The organism is Pseudomonas sp. FME51 (assembly GCF_014897305.1).
In genome coordinates this window covers 511969-533569 of the sequence record NZ_JABUYN010000001.1, presented here as the reverse complement: position 1 = coordinate 533569, position 21601 = coordinate 511969, and the positions used below count along the sequence as shown (strand labels likewise).

The 21601-nt window shown below is 37.1% G+C and carries 25 protein-coding genes, 1 pseudogene and 1 other annotated feature; of the genes and pseudogenes, 13 read left to right on the top strand and 13 right to left on the bottom strand.

All coding sequences use genetic code 11. From position 1 onward, the window contains the following. Nucleotides 1-230: 230 nt before the first annotated feature. Together INT39_RS02480 and hxpB are read right to left on the bottom strand one after the other, a co-directional pair. Complete coding sequence (locus tag INT39_RS02480) at nucleotides 231-812, bottom strand: metal-dependent hydrolase (protein ID WP_226944464.1); 582 nt, start codon at nucleotides 810-812, stop codon at nucleotides 231-233. Between the two features lie 293 nt (nucleotides 813-1105). Beyond that, on the bottom strand, nucleotides 1106-1774 hold the full coding sequence (gene hxpB, locus INT39_RS02475) for a hexitol phosphatase HxpB (RefSeq protein ID WP_193014471.1): 669 nt from the start codon (nucleotides 1772-1774) through the stop codon (nucleotides 1106-1108). A 199-nt stretch (nucleotides 1775-1973) separates the two neighbouring features. Here hxpB and INT39_RS02470 point away from each other — a divergent pair, with 199 nt between their 5' ends. Next, on the top strand, nucleotides 1974-2513 hold the full coding sequence (locus tag INT39_RS02470) for a YniB family protein (protein WP_193014472.1): 540 nt from the start codon (nucleotides 1974-1976) through the stop codon (nucleotides 2511-2513). A 132-nt stretch (nucleotides 2514-2645) separates the two neighbouring features. Here INT39_RS02470 and INT39_RS02465 read toward each other — a convergent pair whose 3' ends face one another. From INT39_RS02465 to INT39_RS02440, 6 genes are all read right to left on the bottom strand, one after another. Next, nucleotides 2646-3518: a fructosamine kinase family protein gene (locus tag INT39_RS02465; RefSeq protein ID WP_193014473.1), complete on the bottom strand. Its 873-nt coding sequence runs from the start codon at nucleotides 3516-3518 to the stop codon at nucleotides 2646-2648. Between the two features lie 154 nt (nucleotides 3519-3672). Further along, nucleotides 3673-4530 carry a metal ABC transporter permease gene (locus INT39_RS02460; RefSeq protein ID WP_193014474.1) on the bottom strand — a complete coding sequence of 286 codons (858 nt, stop codon included), beginning with the start codon at nucleotides 4528-4530 and terminating at the stop codon, nucleotides 3673-3675. Next, the gene (locus INT39_RS02455) at nucleotides 4527-5438 is read right to left on the bottom strand and encodes a metal ABC transporter permease (protein WP_193014475.1); all 912 of its coding nucleotides are present in this window, start codon (nucleotides 5436-5438) and stop codon (nucleotides 4527-4529) included. The genes INT39_RS02460 and INT39_RS02455 overlap by 4 nt, the downstream gene beginning before the upstream one ends. Before the next feature lie 2 nt (nucleotides 5439-5440). After that, complete coding sequence (locus INT39_RS02450; RefSeq protein WP_193014476.1) at nucleotides 5441-6328, bottom strand: manganese/iron ABC transporter ATP-binding protein; 888 nt, start codon at nucleotides 6326-6328, stop codon at nucleotides 5441-5443. Next, a complete protein-coding gene (locus INT39_RS02445) occupies nucleotides 6325-7233 on the bottom strand; it encodes a metal ABC transporter substrate-binding protein (RefSeq protein WP_193014477.1) in 909 nt (302 codons plus the stop codon). Before INT39_RS02445 ends, INT39_RS02450 begins: the two co-directional genes overlap by 4 nt. Nucleotides 7234-7510: 277 nt before the next feature. Beyond that, nucleotides 7511-8242, bottom strand: a complete 732-nt coding sequence (locus INT39_RS02440) for a tyrosine-type recombinase/integrase (RefSeq protein ID WP_193014478.1) — start codon at nucleotides 8240-8242, stop codon at nucleotides 7511-7513. A gap of 112 nt (nucleotides 8243-8354) precedes the next feature. Between INT39_RS02440 and INT39_RS02435 the strand changes: the two genes are divergently transcribed. Further along, nucleotides 8355-8705: a DUF2628 domain-containing protein gene (locus INT39_RS02435; RefSeq protein WP_226893916.1), complete on the top strand. Its 351-nt coding sequence runs from the start codon at nucleotides 8355-8357 to the stop codon at nucleotides 8703-8705. A 195-nt stretch (nucleotides 8706-8900) separates the two neighbouring features. Here INT39_RS02435 and INT39_RS02430 read toward each other — a convergent pair whose 3' ends face one another. Then, entirely contained in the window at nucleotides 8901-9110 is a 210-nt protein-coding gene (locus INT39_RS02430; protein WP_193014479.1) for a hypothetical protein, read from the bottom strand. A gap of 237 nt (nucleotides 9111-9347) precedes the next feature. Between INT39_RS02430 and INT39_RS02425 the strand changes: the two genes are divergently transcribed. Together INT39_RS02425 and INT39_RS02420 are read left to right on the top strand one after the other, a co-directional pair. Further along, the gene (locus tag INT39_RS02425; RefSeq protein ID WP_226893917.1) at nucleotides 9348-10481 is read left to right on the top strand and encodes a PAAR domain-containing protein; all 1134 of its coding nucleotides are present in this window, start codon (nucleotides 9348-9350) and stop codon (nucleotides 10479-10481) included. Continuing rightward, nucleotides 10471-10734 carry a hypothetical protein gene (locus tag INT39_RS02420; RefSeq protein ID WP_193014481.1) on the top strand — a complete coding sequence of 88 codons (264 nt, stop codon included), beginning with the start codon at nucleotides 10471-10473 and terminating at the stop codon, nucleotides 10732-10734. The genes INT39_RS02425 and INT39_RS02420 overlap by 11 nt, the downstream gene beginning before the upstream one ends. 107 nt (nucleotides 10735-10841) lie before the next feature. On the opposite strand, the pseudogene INT39_RS02415 reads toward INT39_RS02420, so the two are convergent. After that, nucleotides 10842-11024: pseudogene (locus tag INT39_RS02415) on the bottom strand (IS3 family transposase); the annotation flags it as partial. A gap of 218 nt (nucleotides 11025-11242) precedes the next feature. On the opposite strand from INT39_RS02415, the gene INT39_RS02410 reads away from it, so the two are divergent. Further along, nucleotides 11243-11914, top strand: coding sequence for a transglycosylase SLT domain-containing protein (locus INT39_RS02410; protein ID WP_193014482.1), 672 nt, complete (start codon nucleotides 11243-11245; stop codon nucleotides 11912-11914). Here INT39_RS02410 and INT39_RS02405 read toward each other — a convergent pair. Together INT39_RS02405 and INT39_RS02400 are read right to left on the bottom strand one after the other, a co-directional pair. Then, complete coding sequence (locus INT39_RS02405; RefSeq protein ID WP_193014483.1) at nucleotides 11911-12624, bottom strand: MarC family NAAT transporter; 714 nt, start codon at nucleotides 12622-12624, stop codon at nucleotides 11911-11913. The genes INT39_RS02410 and INT39_RS02405 overlap by 4 nt on opposite strands. A gap of 97 nt (nucleotides 12625-12721) precedes the next feature. Beyond that, nucleotides 12722-13318 carry a GNAT family N-acetyltransferase gene (locus INT39_RS02400; RefSeq protein WP_193014484.1) on the bottom strand — a complete coding sequence of 199 codons (597 nt, stop codon included), beginning with the start codon at nucleotides 13316-13318 and terminating at the stop codon, nucleotides 12722-12724. A 266-nt stretch (nucleotides 13319-13584) separates the two neighbouring features. Here INT39_RS02400 and INT39_RS02395 point away from each other — a divergent pair, with 266 nt between their 5' ends. Both INT39_RS02395 and INT39_RS02390 read left to right on the top strand, forming a co-directional pair. Beyond that, a complete protein-coding gene (locus tag INT39_RS02395) occupies nucleotides 13585-13923 on the top strand; it encodes a tRNA-binding protein (protein WP_088495790.1) in 339 nt (112 codons plus the stop codon). Nucleotides 13924-14158: 235 nt separating this feature from the next. Further along, nucleotides 14159-14749: a helix-turn-helix transcriptional regulator gene (locus INT39_RS02390; protein WP_226944463.1), complete on the top strand. Its 591-nt coding sequence runs from the start codon at nucleotides 14159-14161 to the stop codon at nucleotides 14747-14749. Between the two features lie 4 nt (nucleotides 14750-14753). Here INT39_RS02390 and INT39_RS02385 read toward each other — a convergent pair whose 3' ends face one another. Further along, on the bottom strand, nucleotides 14754-15194 hold the full coding sequence (locus tag INT39_RS02385; RefSeq protein ID WP_193014486.1) for a PACE efflux transporter: 441 nt from the start codon (nucleotides 15192-15194) through the stop codon (nucleotides 14754-14756). A gap of 311 nt (nucleotides 15195-15505) precedes the next feature. Between INT39_RS02385 and INT39_RS02380 the strand changes: the two genes are divergently transcribed. The 6 genes from INT39_RS02380 to pheS all read left to right on the top strand — a co-directional run bounded on the left by INT39_RS02380 (nucleotide 15506) and on the right by pheS (nucleotide 21587). Beyond that, nucleotides 15506-16846 (top strand): hypothetical protein, encoded by a 1341-nt coding sequence (locus INT39_RS02380; protein ID WP_193014487.1) that lies wholly within the window; start codon nucleotides 15506-15508, stop codon nucleotides 16844-16846. Nucleotides 16847-17111: 265 nt separating this feature from the next. After that, nucleotides 17112-19040 (top strand): threonine--tRNA ligase, encoded by a 1929-nt coding sequence (gene thrS, locus INT39_RS02375; RefSeq protein WP_193014488.1) that lies wholly within the window; start codon nucleotides 17112-17114, stop codon nucleotides 19038-19040. A 21-nt stretch (nucleotides 19041-19061) separates the two neighbouring features. After that, nucleotides 19062-19583: a translation initiation factor IF-3 gene (infC, locus tag INT39_RS02370; protein ID WP_319021316.1), complete on the top strand. Its 522-nt coding sequence runs from the start codon at nucleotides 19062-19064 to the stop codon at nucleotides 19581-19583. Nucleotides 19584-19677: 94 nt separating this feature from the next. Beyond that, a complete protein-coding gene (gene rpmI, locus INT39_RS02365) occupies nucleotides 19678-19875 on the top strand; it encodes a 50S ribosomal protein L35 (protein ID WP_004263702.1) in 198 nt (65 codons plus the stop codon). 40 nt (nucleotides 19876-19915) lie between these two features. Continuing rightward, on the top strand, nucleotides 19916-20272 hold the full coding sequence (gene rplT / locus INT39_RS02360) for a 50S ribosomal protein L20 (protein ID WP_036937406.1): 357 nt from the start codon (nucleotides 19916-19918) through the stop codon (nucleotides 20270-20272). A 108-nt stretch (nucleotides 20273-20380) separates the two neighbouring features. Further along, nucleotides 20381-20503: a sequence feature (Phe leader region), on the top strand. Nucleotides 20504-20603: 100 nt separating this feature from the next. Further along, nucleotides 20604-21587, top strand: coding sequence for a phenylalanine--tRNA ligase subunit alpha (gene pheS, locus INT39_RS02355; RefSeq protein WP_193014489.1), 984 nt, complete (start codon nucleotides 20604-20606; stop codon nucleotides 21585-21587). Nucleotides 21588-21601: the final 14 nt, after the last annotated feature.

Below are 21601 nucleotides of genomic sequence, written 5' to 3'. Positions count from 1 at the left end.
CGAGATCTTTATTTATATAATTTCGACGATTGTATGCGATATGAGTTCTTAGATAGTAAGAAAGGATATAACAGCATCAATTCGTTATAGGGTAACAGGATTGTTAATAACCTTTTATAATTTATTATTCTTTTATATAGCCGTTTAGTTATAAAGACAAGAAAAATAGGCATAAAAAGAGGGGGTAATTTATAAATAGATAGAGAAATGTAGGGTTTTGTCAGGGGGTGTTAAAAATTAGTACGCTTGTCGTGGTACATCTGTAACCAGTTGTTGACTTGCGAAGGGAGTGTAATAGTGAGGTGGGGCGGTAAAAAAAGCGCGCCAACAAGGATAAGAACAGAAATAAATCGCTCTCCTTTTTTGTTATTTTTTTTACCTAAAATTGGCAGTGCAAAACGCATTTTCAAAGGCCACAAGAAAGGAATACCCGCAGGTGTTAACATATCAGCAATAAGATGGCTTAGATAACCAAGTAAAAGTGCATGGAAGATATCAGCAGAAACCTCCCAATGTGGTGAAACTTGTGTTTCCCATAAAATGGCTAAACCACAAAATGCCAGCAGACTATGAGTAAAACCTCGGTGCCCACACAGTTTTGATAAGGGCAGAGAAATAATGCGGAACAATCGTCCAAGGATAGAGCCAGGGTGATCTAAGTCGGGTAAAAGTGAACCTAATAAGACAGCAGGGATCATGTGAAACCAATCACCATGAGCAAGAGCTGGCGTTATTTCAAGTTTCTGTGCTAACACAAGCGTTGCTACAGAAAAAAGTAGGTGTCCTTCTGCGGTCATTCCCTGTCTGTTCATTTGCTGTTCATTTATACAGTGATAAAGTATAAAAGGTTTTGACGATAACTAACAGCCAAAAAAGATAGAAATTACCTTAAATATTAAGTAATAACAGGAATATTTTATTTGATTGATTTAAAAATGATCGAATTTAGGATAAAAACCTAAAAGGTAAAATTAATGCTAGTCGAATTAATCCAAATGAGTGAAAAAATGTAAAGAGTAAAAAAAGTAGAATTGATGAGGCATGTATTAAAAGCTGAATAAAAGGGATATCTAATAAAGTAAAACATCCCTTTTATTGATGGGAACTAGCCTAATAAATGTAGTTGTGTTAACTCATTAAGTGAGGCAATTTTCACATCAGCCAACCCCCATTGTTTATCATTAAATTGTGTTGCGGCTGGTACGACGATAGAACGCATTCTTGCGCTTTTGCATGCAATCATACCATTACGAGAATCTTCTAATGAGACACAATGAATGGGATCAAGATTAAGTGCTTTAGCGGCATTGAGATAAACTTCAGGATGTGGTTTGCTGTGGGGTAATGCATCGGCAGAGACAACGGCTGAGAAATAATGGCGAATATTGAATAATTCTAATACACGCTCAAGCATAAAATCAGGAGAAGCTGATGCTAATGCAATTTTTAGCCCCGATGATTTACAAAGTTCTAAAGCATGTTCAACACCCGGTAGCAGAGGTTTAGTTTCTTCAACCAGCTTGACTACACGAGAAACCATTCTTTGTTTTGCTTCTTGTTTTGAAACACCTTGCCATGGTGATGCTTTATACCATAAATCGATGACTTCGTTTATTCTTAACCCAACCATATCAGGCATAGCAGAGGCTAGGGATAAATCGACGCCTAATTCAGCAAAGACCTCATGTTCTGCTTGCTGCCAAAATGGTTCAGAATCGATTAACAAACCATCCATATCAAAAATAGCAGCTTCAATAGGAAATTTAAAAGACATGTTACTCTCCATAAATAAGGTCTATGTTGTCGAATGGCGATTGTAGCAAGAGTTATGAGGAAAATCTTTTTAATCAGTTTCTTATTTATTTTGTAAAATAAATAGAGAAAATAGCAACTATTAATTTATTGCCAATTTAGCCGTTAATTAGACTACGATAAATAGATAAATATTGACGAATTCTACTAGTGAGGGTGTGATGAGTTATCAATATGCAGGACTATATGCCATATCAAAACGAGTATTAGGGTGGCTTATTTTTATTCCTGCCTTTATTTCTACAACAGTTTCACTGATTGGGCTGGCGGCGATACCACGCCCTAGTGGTGATGGTGTTAATGCAGTGATTAATGATTTTTTTCGTGTATTAGCTGAAATGGTGCAATTTAATACACCTTTCTTAGATTTTTTCTGGCGAAATTCACCTATCCCCAATACACAAATGGGGTTTAGCCAAGAAAATATTACCTTTTTCGTTATTTTTCTTTTTATGTTTGTTGGCTTAGCGTTTAGTGCATCAGGCTTACGAATTTATCGCCAAGTTAAGTATTTAAAAGAGAATATACAAGATCAGCTTATTATCGAGAGAGCAATGAAAAGTGGCGTTACCTCAGAGGAGCTACAAAAAAATATTCAATTACCGCGACATACGATATTTACTCAAATTATGGTGCTTTATTTGTCACCCATTATTGTAATTGCAATTGGCTATTTTTTACTGAAATTCTTAGGATGGTAATTTAGCTTTAGAATGAACAAGGATGGTTCATTTATCTTAACAAAAAGGAAAATAAACCTCGCGTAATTGAATTTGGCGAGGTTATATTTTCAGTTTTTTAGAGATAAAGTACATGTATTTCTCTATTTTTTATTAGGATGATGCTAATAGTTCATCGATAATTTTTCTAACTTCAAGATAATTATCTTCTCCACCAAATAAATTACAGCGATTAAGGAAAAAATAGAGCTGATAAATGGGTTGGCGCGATAGAAATTTATCAGATAAAGGCCAAACACTTTGGTAACCATCAAAAATATTTGCCGGCACTGCAGTACAAAGTGGTAACATGGCAATATCACACTCTCTGTCCCCCCAATAACAAGCCGGATCAAATACAGTTCCTTCTGATTGACCAATAGCAGCACAGTTTTTAGGCCATAAATTACCATGAAGCAAGGAGGGTTGTGGGTTATGGTCAGCAAGACGGTGATTGATAATTTGAGTAATTTCATCAATATCACCAAAAACCATTCCTTTTTCTGATGCAAGTTGCAGTTGAAATCCGATACGCTTTTCAGAGTAAAAATGATTCCAACGTTTTTCCCAACCATTCAATTGAGGCGTTGTATCTATTTGTGTATCAAAATCGAAACCGTAACTGGGTTGCTCTTCCCATTGATGAAGTCGTGCTAGCTGCTGGCCAAAACAATAGGCGCTATGAGGTGTAAAGGGTTGAATGGGTAAAAATTCAAGGAGAAGGAAGCTAGTATCTTTGCTATTTCCAATACCGAGAACACGTGGAGTACGAATGGTTTGGCTTTTTGCCAACATGTCGAGTTGTTCTGCCTCATTTTTAAAATTAGGCAGAAACTCACGTAAATTAGATTTTACAAAGATTGGCGTATCACCATAATGAATTTTCCACGTATGATGAATATCACCACTAGAAAGATGAGTTTTTTCGACTATCTTTGCTGAAAAACCTAAGTTTGATTCTAGTAAACGACCTACATTCTGCCACATACTTACACCTCGCAAAGTTGTTTACTTAGTAGACCCAAATAAAATAATAACGAGCGATGTTTATACTATGACAATAACACTTTAATTAAATCAATAAAGTATAAAGCTAAAAAACGGGATGATTATCCCGTTTTTGCAAAGATAAAGGATATTATCAGGCATTCGCGGGTTTTGTTTGTCGCTTTATTTTCGCTAATTTAATCTGATTACAGAGTAACGCAATAATAAAGAACATAGCTTGAGTTAGCACAATACATGGGCCTGTTGCACCATCAATATGGAAACTTATAAATGTACCAATAACACTTGATGCGACAGAAAATATAACGGCAAGCAGTATCATCCGAGAAAATCGACGTGTTAATAAGTATGCGGTGATCCCCGGTGAAATAAGCATTGCAACAACGAGAATAATTCCGACAGCTTGCATTGAGGCAACAATAGTTAATGCTAAAATAGAGAGCAATCCATAATGTAATAATGTGACAGGTAAACCAACAATTCTTGCTTGATTAGGATCGAAGCAATAAAGCATAAAATCTTTTTGCTTAACAAGCATGATAGTGATGGTGATTAAACAGATAATACTAATTTGAGTTAATACATCAGGTGTAATACCTAAAATATTACCAAATAAAATATGCATTAAATGTTGGTCAGTATCAACGCTTGCAAAAATGACTAAACCTACGGCAAACATACCTGAAAATACAATACCCATCACAGTATCTTCTTTAATGCGGCTGTGCTCTTTTAAATAGCCCGTTGCAAAAGAACAAAATAACCCTGAAAGAAAGGCGCCAACTATTAATGGAATGGCCGTAACATAAGCGAGTACGACACCAGGTAAAACGGCATGAGAGATAGCATCTCCCATTAATGACCAACCTTTTAATACCATATAGCAAGATAAAATAGCACAGGCGATACCAATAATGACTGCTGCAATAATGGCTCGTTGCATAAAAGGATATTGAAAAGGTTCAATAAAAAACTCGATTAGCTCATTCATAGTTTCACCTCTTCTTGCTTTATTTCGTCTTTATGCTGATGAGATTGCGTGATTAACTGTTGTGAGCTTTGGCGTGCGCGACGACGTGCTGCTAACATGCCGTGTTTAGGGGCAAATAAGAATGCTAATAAAAATAGTGCGGTTTGCATGGTGACAATAACGCCACCAGTTGCACCATTAAAAAAGTAGCTAAGGTAAGCACCTACGGCACTGGTGGTTGTACCAATACAGATAGCAATAATAGCGAGTCGTTTAAATTGGTCTGTGAGTAAATAAGCTGTTGCGCCAGGTGTGACAACCATAGCAATAACAAGAATGGCACCTACAGTTTGAAGCGCAGCAACAGTACATGCACTTAATAGTGTAAAAAAGATAATTTTTAATTTTAAAGGTGATAAACCGATGGATCTTGCATGGACTTCATCAAAGAAAACAACGAGCAGATCTTTCCAGATACAAAATAAGACTAGAAAAGAAACGCCTGTAATAATAACCACTTGCCAGACATCTTCATCTGCAATGCCTAAAATATTTCCGAGAATGATGGTCTGAACGTTGACAGCCGTCGGCTTAAGCGAAACCAGTAACAAACCAAAGGCAAAAAAAGTAGAGAAAATAAAACCGATCACTGCATCTTCACGAAGGCGAGTGATATGGCGAATAAATGTCATTGATAATGCGGCAAGTAAGCCAGTAAAAAAAGCACCGACAGCATAAGGCAGACCTAAAATATAAGCCCCCGCAACACCAGGAACAACAGAGTGGGAAAGGGCATCTCCCATTAATGACCAACCTTTTAAAATGAGGTAGGATGAAAGAAATGCGCAGACAGCACCCACTAAGGCACTTACCCAGATAGCTTTCACCATATAGTTATATTCAAAGGGTTGTAGGAGTAAATCTAGCATGGCTAATCTCCTTGTTTGCGCTGGCTTTGGTGCGCTGGTGTATGTTCTTCTTGGTGACCATAGAAGACTGCAGCGCGTTCATCATCTGTAATAACGGTGAGTGAACGTGGATCATCATCATCATGAAGATCAGAACCTGATAAGCTAATATGACGAAGCACACCACCAAAGGCGTGTTCTAAATTCTTTTGTGTAAAGGTTGTTTCTGTTGGACCACTGTCTAATACGGTTCTATTGATTAAAATAACATGGTCACAAAACTCAGGTACACTTCCTAAGTTGTGGGTTGATACTAAAACTAAATGACCTTCTTCGCGCAGATTACGCAATAGTTCAATGATGGCGTTTTCTGTTTTAACATCTACACCTGTAAACGGTTCATCAAGTAATAAAACCGTTCCTTCTTGTGCCATTGCTCGTGCCAAAAAAACACGTTTTTTCTGACCTCCTGAAAGCTCACCAATTTGACGATGACCTAATCCTGATAAGCCAACACGTTCTAGCGATGCTTCAACAACTTCATGGTCGTGTTTTGAGGGAATACGAAAAAACCCCATTTTTCCATAACGGCCCATCATCACAACATCAGAAACGAGAACAGGAAAATTCCAGTCAACTTCTTCTGTTTGTGGGACATAGGCAATCATATTTTGCTTTAACGCTTGTTGGATAGGATTATCGTTTAATGTCACGGTACCTTTAGAGGGTTTTACCAGTCCCATAATGGTCTTAAACAGAGTCGATTTACCACTACCATTAATGCCCACGAGAGCACAAATAGTGCCACCCGTGATAGAGAAACTCGCATCAAAAATGGCGGTATGACCATTGTTATAGGTGACAGTGGCATTATCAACTGTCAACGTTGGATTCGCTTTTATTTTACTCATTGCCCAAATCCTTTCGCAATTGTGTCTACAGTGATAGTAATTAAATCAATGTAAGTTGGAACTTCGCCACCTTCAGCAGAAAGTGAATCAACATAAAGGACGCCACCGTATTTTGCGCCAGTTTCTTTACTGACTTGTTTAGCGGGTTTATCTGAAATTGTACTCTCACTGAATACGACAGGAATATTGTGTTTTCTTACGGTATCAATGACATATTTAACTTGTTGTGGTGTACCTTGTTCTTCAGCATTGATTGGCCATAAATACACTTCTTTGAAACCATAGTCATTCGTTAAATAGCTGAATGCACCTTCACTAGTAACAAGCCAGCGATCTTGCTGTGGAATACGCGCTAATCTTTCTCTTAATGGCGCATCAAGTTGTTTAATTTTTTCTGCGTAATTTGCGGCATTTTGGTTATAAATTGCTGCATTATCAGGATCGTGTTCAACCAGTGCTTTGCGGATATTTTCAATATAAATTAATGCGTTATTCGGTGACATCCACGCGTGTGGATTTGGATTATTTTTGTAAGCGCCTTCACTAATCGCCATTGGTGTTATGCCATCTGTTACCACAACCGCAGGAACATTACGTAACTCATTAAAAAAACGCTCGAACCAGCGTTCAAGGTTTAAGCCATTCCATAAAATAAGATCAGCCTTTTGGGCTTTTACAATATCTTTTGGTGTCGGTTGATAATCGTGAATTTCCGCGCCGGGTTTTGTAATTGACTCGACAATTGCGGCATCTCCGGCTACATTCTGAGCGATATCTTGAATAATAGTAAAAGTGGTGACCACTTTAAGTTTATCTTTTGCTTGTGCAGGTGTTAATAAAAATACGGATGTCATAAGACATAAAACCGTAAGTGAAAATTTATTTACAGAGCGGAATATATCCATATTATTATTGCCTTATAGTTGCCGAGTTATTTTCTCAATTGATAATGATTATCAATATCATTTCAAAAAAGTCAAGTTATCTCTGTGCAAAAGCTTCATTTGATAACGATGAGAAATAAGATAACACCATGTATTCCAATAAATGTTAAGTAGATTGTCGGGTTTTGTCACAAAAATTAACAATAGATCGTAACTATTTATGCAAAAGGTGATTTAAATATTCTTTATTACATATCAATGGGTTAATTTTCAATACTCACAAAAGCTCATTATTAGCTCACAATTCGGTATAGCCATTACCTCTATCATCTAGATACTTATCAGTCATTTGCATTGATTTATGACCTAGTATTTTTTGTGCAAACTCAGCGCTTTTTTCTTCTTCATATAGTCTAGCTGACAAGCTTCTGATCTCATGAAATGTAGTTTTGTTCTCACTATCCGGAAGCGCCCCTGAGAAACGATTACGCAAAGTGGCTTTACTTACATCACAAATAGTTTCTTTTGTTTTATCAATGCAATCAAGAACCTCTCGTAATGAGTAGCCAATGGTGTTTAGCCTTAAATCAAGGGGTATTGCTATCTTTGCGCCCGTTTTTATTTGTGTAATATACAGTCGATCATTTTTAATATCATCCCACCTCATTGTTGTAATATCACCAATGCGCTGTGCTGTCAGTATTGATAACAAAAATAACAAGCGATATTTCTTTCTGATGTTATTCAGTGCATAGTTAAATTCTTCTAGCGACAATCTTGACCTTTGAACACTAGTTTTCGGTGACCTTGTAACAGATACAAGATTTATTGTTAACACGCCATCAGCAATCGCCTCATTAAAAGCATCAGACAGTGTTAGCCTTAGTAGCTTTGCCATCGATTTTTTAGGGTATTCAGAAATAAAATGCGCAATATCTCTTGCTGTTATTTCGGTAATATCTTTATCTTCAAAATTTAGCTTAATCAGATTTATTCTTGATGAATAATCAGCAAGTGTTTTTTCTTTCAAATCTCGATCATTTAATTTTTCTTTGTATGTAGTGGTTTAATAAAAATTGGCATGATGGTATGTTTTCTACTGTATTCTATTAATAAGATTTAACTTAAGTAAGAAATAACCTATGCCTGATTTAATGAATAAAAATCTTAAATATATAACATTTAAAAATAATAGTAGCATTGTTGTAGTTAAGAATGGCTTTTCATGGACTGCATTTTTCTTTGGGTTTTGGGTGTATCTCTATAGAAAAATGTGGGGTGGTTTTATCCTGTGGTTATTTGTCGGTATTATAATTATAACTTTATCTTACTGGGCAAGAGCTGTTGCGGAAATGACTGGAAATGCGGATCTTACTGGGTTTATATTCTTAATTAGAATCGCATATTCGATTTATCAAGGCGGCACAATTAACAATAATCAAATGCTTTTATTAAAAAAGCAAGGGTACATAGAAACAATAAGCGCTGCCTAACCTCAATCAAACATCTATTAAGTAAGTCGCCTAGTGCGGCTTTTTTCGTATATAGCCACCGCAAATCATCAAATCACCTAGTTTAATTACTGCAATAAAGTTGCGGTTGGCTACCTATTAACGATTTGCCTGTTTGATTTGTTTACCCCTTCATTGTCACATCAGACCGTCCGGTGACGAAGGGGTTAGGCGAAGTTATTCAGTCCAGAGCGTGAGCTCGTCATCTAGGATGTAATCAGCTTCATCCTGGTCAAACTCTTCGGCATCCGTGATGCTTTCTAAAGACGATTTAGCCCAATTACGGCATTGAGCCTTCCGCTCATCCTCACTGTCGAACTCCCAGGATACCGAACGGGACAGCCAGGCGTTGTACAGTAATTCCAGATTTTTTTCTTTAATGCTCATGGCTTTCTCCGATAAAAGTTGACCGGCTATGAATGATGGCCTTACCCAGTAAATCATGGGGTGGATGAGCGGCGAAATTCTAAGTAACGGTGGATTTGGAAGTTGGTTAGCGGTAATGATTAGATTGTTTCTAGTTAGATTAACAGCTAACATTAATGAGTTATCTTCATTAAGTAATTATATAGAACTGCCATATCACACATTGTAGGTGTTATGTCTGGAGTAAGGCCCATCATTATGGGTAAAGCAATGGCGCTAAATGGAGACAAGACCACGACTGGAGCAACTTGTATCGCAACCATCGAAACGGTCACTTGTTTTAATAAAAAAGCCTTAAGAGTGGGTGATCCGACAACAAATTGCCCAAAATGTGGACAGGCAGGTACCGTTGTTTCTGGGCAGCAAGGTTTTTTAAATCATGGGAAACTTCAAGCCGTACATGACTCAATGGTACAATGTGGCTGTCCGACAGGTTCTAATAAGGTTATTGCTCATAGTGGACCTGCACAAGCGCAGCCAAGTCGTTTTGCAACTCAAGCCCCAGCAGCATCAGCACCTTCACAGGGAACCAGCTTTGGCAGTCTGATCAACCCCGTAACGCCAGCACCTTTAATTGGTGAATGCAGGATTTCAGATAACTTGCTCTATGATGGAGTGTTTGTGTGGACGGAAACATTTGGCTCAGGCCATTCATTTATAACAATCCACAAAAATAATAAAGTTTCATTATATTCATATGGTCGCTACGGAACACCTGGACCATTAACTTTAACGGGTGATGGAATACTTTTATATATGACCGGTGAGGATGCTCGAAAATACATCAGAGATGAGTTATATATAACGAATGCAAGGGTTTTTAAAATAACAGATGCGGACACAGACAAAACAGAAACCTATTTTAATAACCTTTGGAAATCAGGCAGCCCCCCTAACCTCCCTGAAAAAGCAGGTGAGTTGACTCGTAGAAACGGAAGGTCTATAGATGTTTATGATGTCTCAGGTAATAATTGCACAACTCATACAGTAAAAGGGTTGAAGCAATCTGGCACACGGATATTTGAAGAGAGTTATACCCCAATAAGAACACAGTATCCGATCGAGCGAGAAGAGGCGTTCACGGTGCCCCTTTCATTTCAGAGTTTTTTGGAAGGTAAGAAAAATAATTTTAATAAGCTTGATGTCATTGAAGTTACGAGTGAATTTCATAAACAGTATCCAAACATTGATAATTTAACGCCATTAGATAAAGGTGGGTTGGTTCATTTTTTTGAATTTGCCACTTCTTCCGCCAATGTTGGTGGAAAGGCTACGAGCTATGATGGCGGTGAAATGGGTGGTGGTGTATTAGGTAGCACTTATGATAAATAGAACGTTTTTAAGATGGTTTTTGATCATCCTGTTGGTTTTAATATTTTATTTAGGATTGGCCGTCTTTGATTTTGGGTTTAGTTTAAGCTTTACATACAACTACATGGTGATGGGAGATAATGAACTTATTACCGTTTGGCGTGCTTTTGTAGAGGATTTACGCACCTACCACCAAAACACGATGGCTTATGTATATCTGGGCACCCCAATTTTGCTTGCGCTGTTATTTGTTGTTCATAAAAAAATAAGATAGCAAATGTCATTACGAAGTCGGTGAGGGGTCGCTCTCACCGGTACCGTTCACCCGCATTGAATCGTTTGTAGTGGTCAACTAAAACTGGCCATCATTTTAGAGTTTTTCTAGTATCTCTTTTCAGATTCGTTTGGTGATAACCCTCCGTTATATTCGTGAGGTCTGTGTACGCTGTAATACCCGACGATATAGTCCGTTATTGCATGGACAGCATCACTAAAGTTTATGTAGCCAGTCACTGGTACCCACTCGTTCTTCAGGCCCCTAAAGAAGCGCTCCATTGGACTATTCACCTCTATTCAGGTGGCCAAATTTATTAAACCACTACAGATGGAGTAATTTAAGATAAAACACACTCACTAAAAGCTGTAATATATTGATTTATCTGTCATGCTTTGTCATATTTTAGCATGTATTTTCATACTAAAATAACGCCTTGTTATTACAATTGATTGATATATATAGTGAATGTGTTTTATGTGTAACTATTTATGCAAAAGGATTAAACGTGAAAGTAAAAATCATCTTTTCTTTGGCCATTTTGCTTCTTGCGGGTTGTGCTGATCATGCTCGTCAACCTATTCAAAAAGAGAACTCTCGATTTTTAAGTCAAAAACCAACGGAAAGCCGCATTAATAATGCTTCAATTTCAACGGCACAATGGAAATCAACACCCTTTGATAACCATATACAACAAGCCTCAAACCGTTATGACGTTGATGAAACATTGATAAAAGCGATTATCCAAGTTGAATCTAACTTTAGGCCCGAAGTGATTAGTAAATCAAATGCGGTTGGATTAATGCAAATTAAAGCATCAACAGCAGGAAGGGATGTTTATCAAAATAGAGGAAAGGCAGGGCAACCAACAACTTCACAATTAAAAGATCCCGCAATCAATATTGATTTAGGAACAGCTTATATTCAATTACTAAGAGAGCGTCATCTTGAAGGGATTATGAACCCCGAAACACTTTATTATGCGACGATCCTTGCTTATGTAAATGGTGCGGGTGCGTTGTTAAGAACGTTTGATAAAGATAGAAATAATGCGATTGCTAAAATTAACTCAATGAGTGCGGATGATTTTTATCGTTATGTTGAAAAAAATCATCCAGCATCTCAAGCACCACGTTATTTAGCAAAAGTCAGGGCGGCTTACCACGCAGGCGATAATTAATCAGGTAAATTAGCGACCGCTTGGGCTTGTTTTAATAAAGCAGGTAAATCAGCAATAATTTCAAGTACGCCGTTGATCATAAATTGGACACCCATACAGATTAATAAGAATCCCATAACACGAGAAATAGCATCAATACCGCTGTGACCTAAATATTTCATAATTTTGGTAGAGCCACGAAGTGATAGCCAAACAATAATACTGATTAAAAAGAATGTGGTTATTGGTGCAATATATAATACCCATTGTGCAATGTCAGTACGCGAAGGTATGGATGCTGCTGTACTGATTATCATTGCTATAGTTCCGGGCCCTGCGGTACTAGGCATTGCCAAAGGAACAAAGGCAATATTAGGTTCTTTAGGATTTCGATGGGGATTATTATCTTCAGAAAGAGGGTCATCCACATTCGGAGTATTAGGAAATAGCATGCTAAAACCAATAAAGGCCACTATCATCCCACCCGCAATACGAAGACCGGGAATAGAAATCCCAAAAGTTGTCATTATGACGCGACCCGCATAAAACGCGATAGTCATAATGAGAAAAATATAGATACATGCCATTAAAGATTGTTGATTACGCTGCTCTTTGGTCATATTTCCTGAAAGACCAAGCCAAAGTGCAACCGTCGTTAAGGGATTGGTTAAAGGCAAAAGTAAAATAAGACCAAGACCGATAGCCTGAAAAAACTGGTAAGCAGATTGCATGGAATATAAAGGCTCCTAATAACAGGTAATTAAGGAGCAATTATGATAACAAATTAAACAGCAAAAAAGTTATTTTTACAGATAATAATCTCAATGTTTATTGGTATTTCTTCATTAGCCACTCTAAATGTATTTTTATAGAGCCCCAGTCGTAATCAGTAATACTATATATACAAGTATCTCGTTTTTGCCCATCAGTTGTTAATCTGTGGTTGCGTAAAATACCATCGAGTTTTGCACCTAGGCGTTCAATTGCTTTACGGCTTATTTGATTTAATATGTGGGTACGAAATTCAACGGCAATACATTGCAAATCTTCTAGTGCATATTTTAGTAATAGATATTTAACTTCAGTATTGATACCTGTTCTCTGGACTTGTTTAGCATACCACGTTGAACCAATTTCCAGCCTTGGTGTTTGGTTATCAATATTCATAAAGGTCGTTATACCAACAACGCGATTAGTCGATTGAGAAATGATAGTAAAAGGCAACATTAAGCCCTTTTGCTGTAATTGAAGTTTATGTTCAATATCATGTTGTAATTCTGTTGTTGAAGGCACTGTGGTATACCAAAGTTTATCAGGCCTATCTTTTTGAATTAATTCATGTAAATCTGAGTAGTGTTCCATGCTCAGAGGCACTAGGCGAACAAGTTTTCCTTCCAGCGTTATCCATTCTGTTATTTTTTTCATAATTAATATTCTCTGAGGCTGTTAATAAAAGTGCGTTTCTTAAGAATACTTTTTATACATAACAAATTTATGAATTGATATGGTTATTTAAACGGTTATTAAAAAGTAGGCAAAATTCAGAATGATGAAAATAGAGAAAAAAGAGTGTGAGTGATTCTTTCTCAACAGAGAATGACAGTTTCACCACAGGTGAGCCAGCATAATGCGTGTTAATCTATAATCCAGTAATAGAGATATGACCGTAAACACAATAAATTGGTAAAAAGATGACAGATTTAATTGAATGGGATGATTTTCTACGTGTAGAAATGAGAGTAGGAACGATTATTAGCGCAGAAATAAATAAGAAAGCTAATAAACCAGCTTATGTTATGGAAGTCGATTTGGGCGAATTAGGCATAAAGCGTTCAAGTGCTCAAATTACGGTAAATTACACACCCGAAGAACTTGTTGGTCGTCGTATTTTATGTGTGTGTAATTTCCCAGTTAAACGCATTGCAGGTATAAAATCTGAAGTTTTAATTACAGGAGCCCCTGATGAAACAGGAGCAATTGTATTGGCTGAATTTAATTTGCCTTTACCAAATGGTTCGCGTTTAGCTTAAACGTATGGGTAATTCAGTTTATAACGAGAAGCAGTAATATAATAAGCCTCTTGATAAGACACTCTTTGATGGTAATGTTCTGTTGCGTTTTGATATAGTATTAATCAAATAGAGCATGGAAACGGAGGCGTGTCTTTTGCTATTACCTCAATTACACTTGCGATGTTATACACAAGAGACGGTATCTCATCAGCATGATAATTTATGGCAGATTATTTTTGGACTCTCAGGTTCAATGGAAGTTAATTTCAATCGGGAAGAATTTCTTATTTCTAATCAAAATTATTTAATTATTCCTCCCACTATCAACCATGCTTTTTCTGGCAATAAAGATAATAAAAATCTTATTTTAGAATTACCTGTGACCTCACAATGGCAATTGAGTGAGAAAGGGGGGCAGTTTACATTATCACCGTCTGCTATTGGGTTATTAGAGTGGTTACATCAATATCCTCAATCTCCTGAACAATATTCAACTATTACACGTCTTCTACTTGCTCAAATAAAAATACAAAAAAGTTGGCGTGATAGTCTTGATGCTTGGTTATTAAATAAATTACATACACCATTAACAACACATGATATTGCCTTAGCTTTTAATACGTCAGCCAGTACGTTACAGCGTAAAATGAAAGCAGAGTTGGGAATGACTGTCATGCAATATGTGGTTCAACAAAGGCTGAGCAAAGCTGCGGAATTATTAAAATATACACCTACAAATATTGAGAACATTGCTCTAGCGGTAGGGTATGATTCACATTCGGCATTTAGTCAGGCATTTCGCCAATATTTTAATAAAAGCCCTACAGAGTATCGACAAGATTGACGTATTACATTGTTTTATTTTCTACTGGGTAAACGCGAGGACATAATTTATCGAAAGCTAACGTAAATAAATAGGTATAGATAAAGAAGAATACTAATATGGTGATTTCCATACTTATTGCTTTGATAAAGCCTACATTATACCACCACATATAAAGTGGAATGGTAAAGAAGAACAGACCTAATTCGAAGCTAATCGCATGGATAAGGCGTATCATAATTGTACGTTTTTCTATGTTTAGTTTTAACTCAAAAAATTCAAAGAAAGAATTAAAAATATAATTCCAAATCAAGGCGATAACAGAAACAGCGATTGCAACGGGCAGTGAATTATGTGATTGGCTTTGGCTTAATATTGCCAGCAAAACAGTGCTTAATAAAATCGCGAGAGTTTCAAAGGTTATAGCATAAACCAACTTACGAGGGCGGGGCTTTAGATAAAACACGTTATACACCTTTATGTTAACAATGAAGGTTCTGGCCCGCCCCAGAGAATGTTATTTTTAAAGCCACGGTTTCCGCTTGATGGGTACTGATGGTAATGAAACTAGTTATAAATTGCAAAGTGATAAGTATATTTTTGATGATTGATGTATCTATGTTTATAGTTTAAATAATAAGTATTACCTATAATGGAAATTACGAAGAGGAACACAGAATAATGAAAAATTCACACTATAATATGATTATGCAAATGATAGGAAAATAATAAATATATTAATTAAGTATATTTGTGTAATGAAAAATAAGGATGCTTATGAGTGGTGAAATTGCTGTTTTTATAATGACTGTCGTTTTTATTGCAATGGCTATTTTATATTTAGCACCTGTTTATTATTTTTTTGTTGTGATATTTGCATTTAAATATATCCAACTGCCACTAAAAAAATCCATCTTATTCTCTTTGATTTTAATACTAATTAATATAGTTTTCTATTTTAATGCTACTTTAATTTCAACAGGTGAACTCGATTTTATTAAGAGTAATGAACCTCAATTTGTTTTTTTAGGCTTGTTATTTTTCTGTCTCCCTTTTATTTATCTTCATATTGTCAGAAAAAGAAACCCCAAAATAGTGGGCTATTGGATAGCCTTCATATTGTCATTTTTAGCTTATAATGTAAGTTATTTTCCACAAAAAATGATGGGAGATAAAAAAGAGAGAGTTATTCAGCTTTTACAAAAAGGTGACTTAGAAGCATTAGATAAAATTTGGAAAGGGAGTTGCCCTGATCCTTATAGCATTGAAGTCGATTTTTTTTATAACAAAGCTTTGATAAAAACATTTGATAAAAAATCACTCTGGTTTTTAACTGAATGTGTAAAACAAAATAAGAAGACAGCATCACTCGCTCTATTTTATAAACTGACTAATTACCCATTGTTTGACAATGAATTCTCAATAGCAGAATGGAATGAAAATGTTGTTGATTTATTTATCGATGAGAAATTTTATAGCACTCTTCCTGAAAAGGAGAAAAAGGAACTTGGTAATACCATAATACAAACTTTTCAAGAAGGATTAATGTATACAGGCTCCTTTGATGATTATGCGAAAAAGATTGATTATATTCTCCAACAGCGTCCTGAATTCAAAAGCTATATTATTTTTGATCGAAAAGAGTTTATATATGCATTAAGGAATCACCGATTAAAATATGCACAATATCTTGAAAAGTATCTTGATAAGAATGATCCTTTTATTAAATTAGGTTTTGCAATTATTGAAGATGACATCAAATATGTTATTGATGAAGGAAAGAAAAATCCTGAACTCTTTACTCAAATTCTTATGGATACATCAACATTATCCGCATCTGGTTGTGATGAAGGGATAATGCCCTTTGATATAAATACCTTTATTTTTAGTAATGGAAGTCAGAAATTAATTCTAGCGTTATTGGATAATAATCTAGTGAATACAAGCGATTATAAATGTAATGGATATAATTACTTGGCGGATGATCATGGCAAAGAAAAAACCTGCTTTAGTTATTTGCTCCGACATCTTGAATATAATCATGTCATCGAAAATAGAGATGATAAAAAAGAGATAGAGAAAAGGGTATCAAACCAATTAATACAATGTGATGAGTAAGATATTGTTGCGATTTTATTTCGTGTTTTCTTGGAGAAATAGAGGCAGATAAATGTATAAATCTTCACTGTCTGTGATAATATCCCCCCTGAGTTGCGATAAGGCTCAGTGATGCTATGGATATTTATATAATGAATAGATATACCACTGTGTGCAAACCTCGCGAGGTAAAGTGAGAAATTGTCGTAACGTACTGAATATAGATGAAATAAAAAGCTTACAAGTGATCTTGCGTATGGGTCACCACTGTAAATAAGGATTTTAAATGCCAATTATTACTCTTCCTGACGGAAGCCAACGTCAATTTGAAAATGCAGTTTCTGTCATGGATGTCGCTGCAGATATCGGCCCTGGGCTTGCAAAAGCATGTATCGCAGGCCGTGTTAATGGTGAACTGGTAGATGCCTGTGAATTAATCGAACACGATTCAAATCTGGCAATTATTACCGCAAAAGACGATGACGGTCTTGAAATTATTCGTCACTCTTGTGCTCACTTATTAGGGCATGCCATTAAACAATTATGGCCACAAACTAAAATGGCGATTGGTCCTGTTATCGAAAATGGTTTCTACTACGATGTGGATTTAGACCATTCTCTAACACAGGAAGATTTAGAAACTCTAGAAAAACGCATGCTAGAGTTGGCGAAAACAGATTACGATGTTATTAAAAAATCCGTAAGCTGGGCTGAAGCTCGTGAAACATTTGTTTCTCGCGGTGAAGATTATAAAGTCGCTATTCTTGATGAAAATATCAGTCAAGATTCACAGCCAGGTCTTTATCATCACCAAGAATATGTTGATATGTGCCGTGGACCTCATGTGCCAAATATGCGTTTCTGTCATAACTTTAAGTTACAGAAAATTGCAGGTGCATATTGGCGCGGTAACAGCGATAATAAAATGCTACAACGCATTTATGGTACTGCCTGGGCTGATAAAAAACAGCTAAAAGCATACTTAGATCGCTTAGAAGAAGCAGCAAAACGTGACCACCGTAAAATTGGTAAACAGCTTGATTTGTATCATATGCAAGAAGAAGCGCCGGGTATGGCTTTCTGGCATAATGATGGCTGGACTATTTTCCGTGAGCTAGAAACATTTGTACGTTGTAAATTAAAAGAATATGATTACCAAGAAGTGAAAGGTCCATTTATGATGGATCGTGTTCTTTGGGAAAAAACAGGTCACTGGGAAAACTACAAAGAAAATATGTTCACGACATCTTCTGAGAATCGTGAATATTGTATCAAGCCAATGAACTGCCCAGGTCACGTACAAATTTTTAAACAAGGTTTACGTTCTTACCGTGATTTACCATTACGTATGGCTGAATTCGGTAGTTGCCACCGTAATGAACCTTCAGGTGCATTACACGGTTTAATGCGTGTCCGTGGCTTTACACAAGACGATGCGCACATCTTCTGTACAGAAGAACAAATTTTAAGTGAAGTAAATGACTGCATCAAATTGATTTATGATGTATATTCTACTTTCGGATTTGAAAAAATCGTAGTTAAGCTGTCTACTCGCCCCGAAAAACGTATCGGTGAAGATGCATTATGGGATGTTGCAGAAGCAGACTTAGCAAAAGCCTTAACTGATAACAATATTGAATTTGAATATCAGCCAGGCGAAGGGGCGTTTTATGGCCCTAAAATAGAATTTACACTTTACGATTGTTTAGATCGTGCATGGCAGTGTGGTACAGTACAATTAGACTTCTCACTACCAGGTCGTTTAGGCGCATCTTATGTTGCCGAAAACAACGAGCGTAAAGTACCTGTTATGTTACACCGAGCAGTGCTAGGATCCTTAGAGCGTTTTATTGGTATTCTGACAGAAGAATACGCAGGATTCTTCCCAACTTGGTTAGCACCACAGCAGGTTGTCGTGATGAATATCACGGATGGACAGGCTGATTATGTACAAAAACTCGTCAAAGAATTGCAAGATGCCGGAATTCGTGCAAAAGCAGACTTGAGAAATGAGAAGATTGGCTTTAAAATTCGTGAACATACTCTACGTCGTGTTCCGTACATGCTTGTCTGTGGTGATAAAGAAGTCGAATCAGGCAAAGTGGCGGTTCGTACTCGCCGAGGAAAAGACCTTGGCAGTATTGACGTTAACGAATTTAAAGAAAAGCTTCTGCAAGAAATTAGAAGCAGAAGTCTTCATCAGTTGGAGGAATAAGGTATTAAAGGCGGAAAAAGAATTCAATCAACGCGTCAGAATCGCATCAATGGTGAGATTCGCGCCCATGAAGTTCGTTTAACAGGTTTAGATGGCGAGCAGATTGGAGTTGTTAGTCTGAAAGAGGCTCTTGAGAAAGCCGAGGAAGCAGGTGCTGATTTAGTGGAAATTAGTCCTAATGCCGAGCCGCCGGTTTGTCGTATTATGGACTACGGCAAATTCCTCTATGAGAAAAGTAAGACTCTCAAAGAACAGAAAAAGAAACAAAAAGTTATTCAGGTCAAGGAAATTAAATTCCGTCCTGGTACAGATGAAGGTGACTATCAGGTCAAACTACGCAACCTGATTCGCTTTCTTGAAGATGGCGATAAAGCCAAAGTCACACTGCGTTTTCGCGGTCGTGAAATGGCTCACCAACAAATTGGTATGGAAATGCTTAACCGTATCCGTACCGATTTGGATGAACTGGTAACTGTTGAATCATTCCCTAACCGGATTGAAGGTCGCCAGATGATCATGGTGCTTGCGCCGAAGAAGAAATAGTCGGGCAATTCAAGTAATAGCGTCAGCCTTTAATGGCTGATTGCTATTCGCCTCATTATTTTATGTTATTAACAATGCGAAGTGGATTATAGAAATGCCAAAGATTAAAACAGTACGCGGCGCAGCTAAGCGCTTTAAAAAAACTGCTGGTGGTGGCTTTAAGCGTAAACATGCTAACCTCCGTCACATTCTGACTAAAAAATCAACTAAGCGTAAACGTCATTTACGTCCAAAAGGCATGGTCTCTAAAGGAGATTTAGGTCTGGTCGTAGCTTGCTTACCGTACGCATAAGTATCACTTTTTAACAGAATATAGACATTAGGAGTTTAATATGGCTCGTGCTAAACGCGGCGTTGTTGCCCGTGCTCGTCACAAGAAGATTTTAAAGCAAGCTAAAGGTTATTACGGTGCACGTTCACGTGTATATCGTGTAGCTTTCCAGGCTGTTATCAAAGCTGGTCAATATGCGTACCGTGACCGTCGTCAGAAAAAACGTCAGTTCCGTCAGCTGTGGATTGCGCGTATCAACGCAGCAGCTCGTCAGAACGGTATGTCTTATAGCCGTTTCATCAATGGTCTGAAAAAAGCATCCATTGAAATCGACCGTAAGATTCTGGCTGACATCGCTGTATTCGACAAAGTAGCATTTGCTGCTTTAGTTGAAAAAGCGAAAGGTGCTCTGGCTTAATTATTTATTAAGTCAATGGAAGAGGGAGTTTTCTCCCTCTTTTATTTTGTCTATATTTGTGGCTTAATGATACAAATTCAATAAGTTAATACTTTAAGAGATATTACTCATGTTAATTATCGCTTTTTTCCGCTTCTTTTTTTACTTTAGCGCCTAAATTAAGGGGCTTTTGCGCGTAAGAGAAGAAACGAAAAGTAGCGCCAGAGCCTCCACTATGGAGGCTTTTTTGTTTTCAGATCTCAATACAGGGTTAGAAACCAAAAAGGGCAATTTTATTCGTCACCATTGATAACAACTAATAGACCTCATCAGGTCAAAGGAAGAGGAAACGATGCCACATCTCGCTGAACTCGTTGCTCAAGCTAAAGCAGCTATCGAAGAGGCACAGGATGTTGCTGCGCTGGATTCGGTTCGTGTTGAATACTTGGGGAAAAAAGGTCATTTAACGCTTCAGATGTCCACGCTGCGCGACTTACCTGCTGAAGAGCGTCCAGCTGCAGGGGCCGTTATTAATCAGGTTAAACAAGAGGTTCAGCAAGCGCTGAATGCTCGTAAAGAAGAGATGGAATCGGCATTGTTAAACGAACGTTTATCTGCTGAAAAAATCGATGTTTCTTTACCTGGTCGTCGTATTGAAAATGGGGGGTTACACCCAGTTACCCGAACTATTGAGCGTATTGAAACCTTCTTTGGTGAACTAGGGTTTTCTGTAGAATCAGGCCCTGAAATTGAAGATGATTATCATAACTTTGATGCATTAAATATTCCAGCTCACCACCCTGCAAGAGCCGATCACGATACTTTCTGGTTTGATGCAAAACGTTTATTGCGTACACAAACTTCTGGTGTACAAATTCGTACTATGCAAGATAAACAGCCTCCTATTCGCATTATTGCACCTGGTCGTGTATATCGTAATGACTACGACCAGACGCACACACCAATGTTCCACCAAATTGAAGGCTTAATTGTTGATAAAGACATTAGCTTTACTAATTTAAAAGGAACACTGCACGACTTCTTAAAAAACTTCTTTGAAGAAGATATGGAAATTCGTTTCCGCCCTTCCTATTTCCCATTTACAGAGCCTTCAGCTGAAGTTGATGTGATGGGTAAAAATGGTAAATGGTTAGAAGTGTTGGGTTGCGGTATGGTTCATCCAAATGTGTTGCGTAATGTAGGTATCGATCCTGAAGTCTATTCAGGTTTTGCGTTTGGTATGGGTATGGAACGTTTAACTATGTTGCGTTACGGTGTCACCGACTTGCGATCATTCTTCGAAAACGATCTTCGTTTCCTCAAACAGTTTAAATAAGGTGGGATTATCTC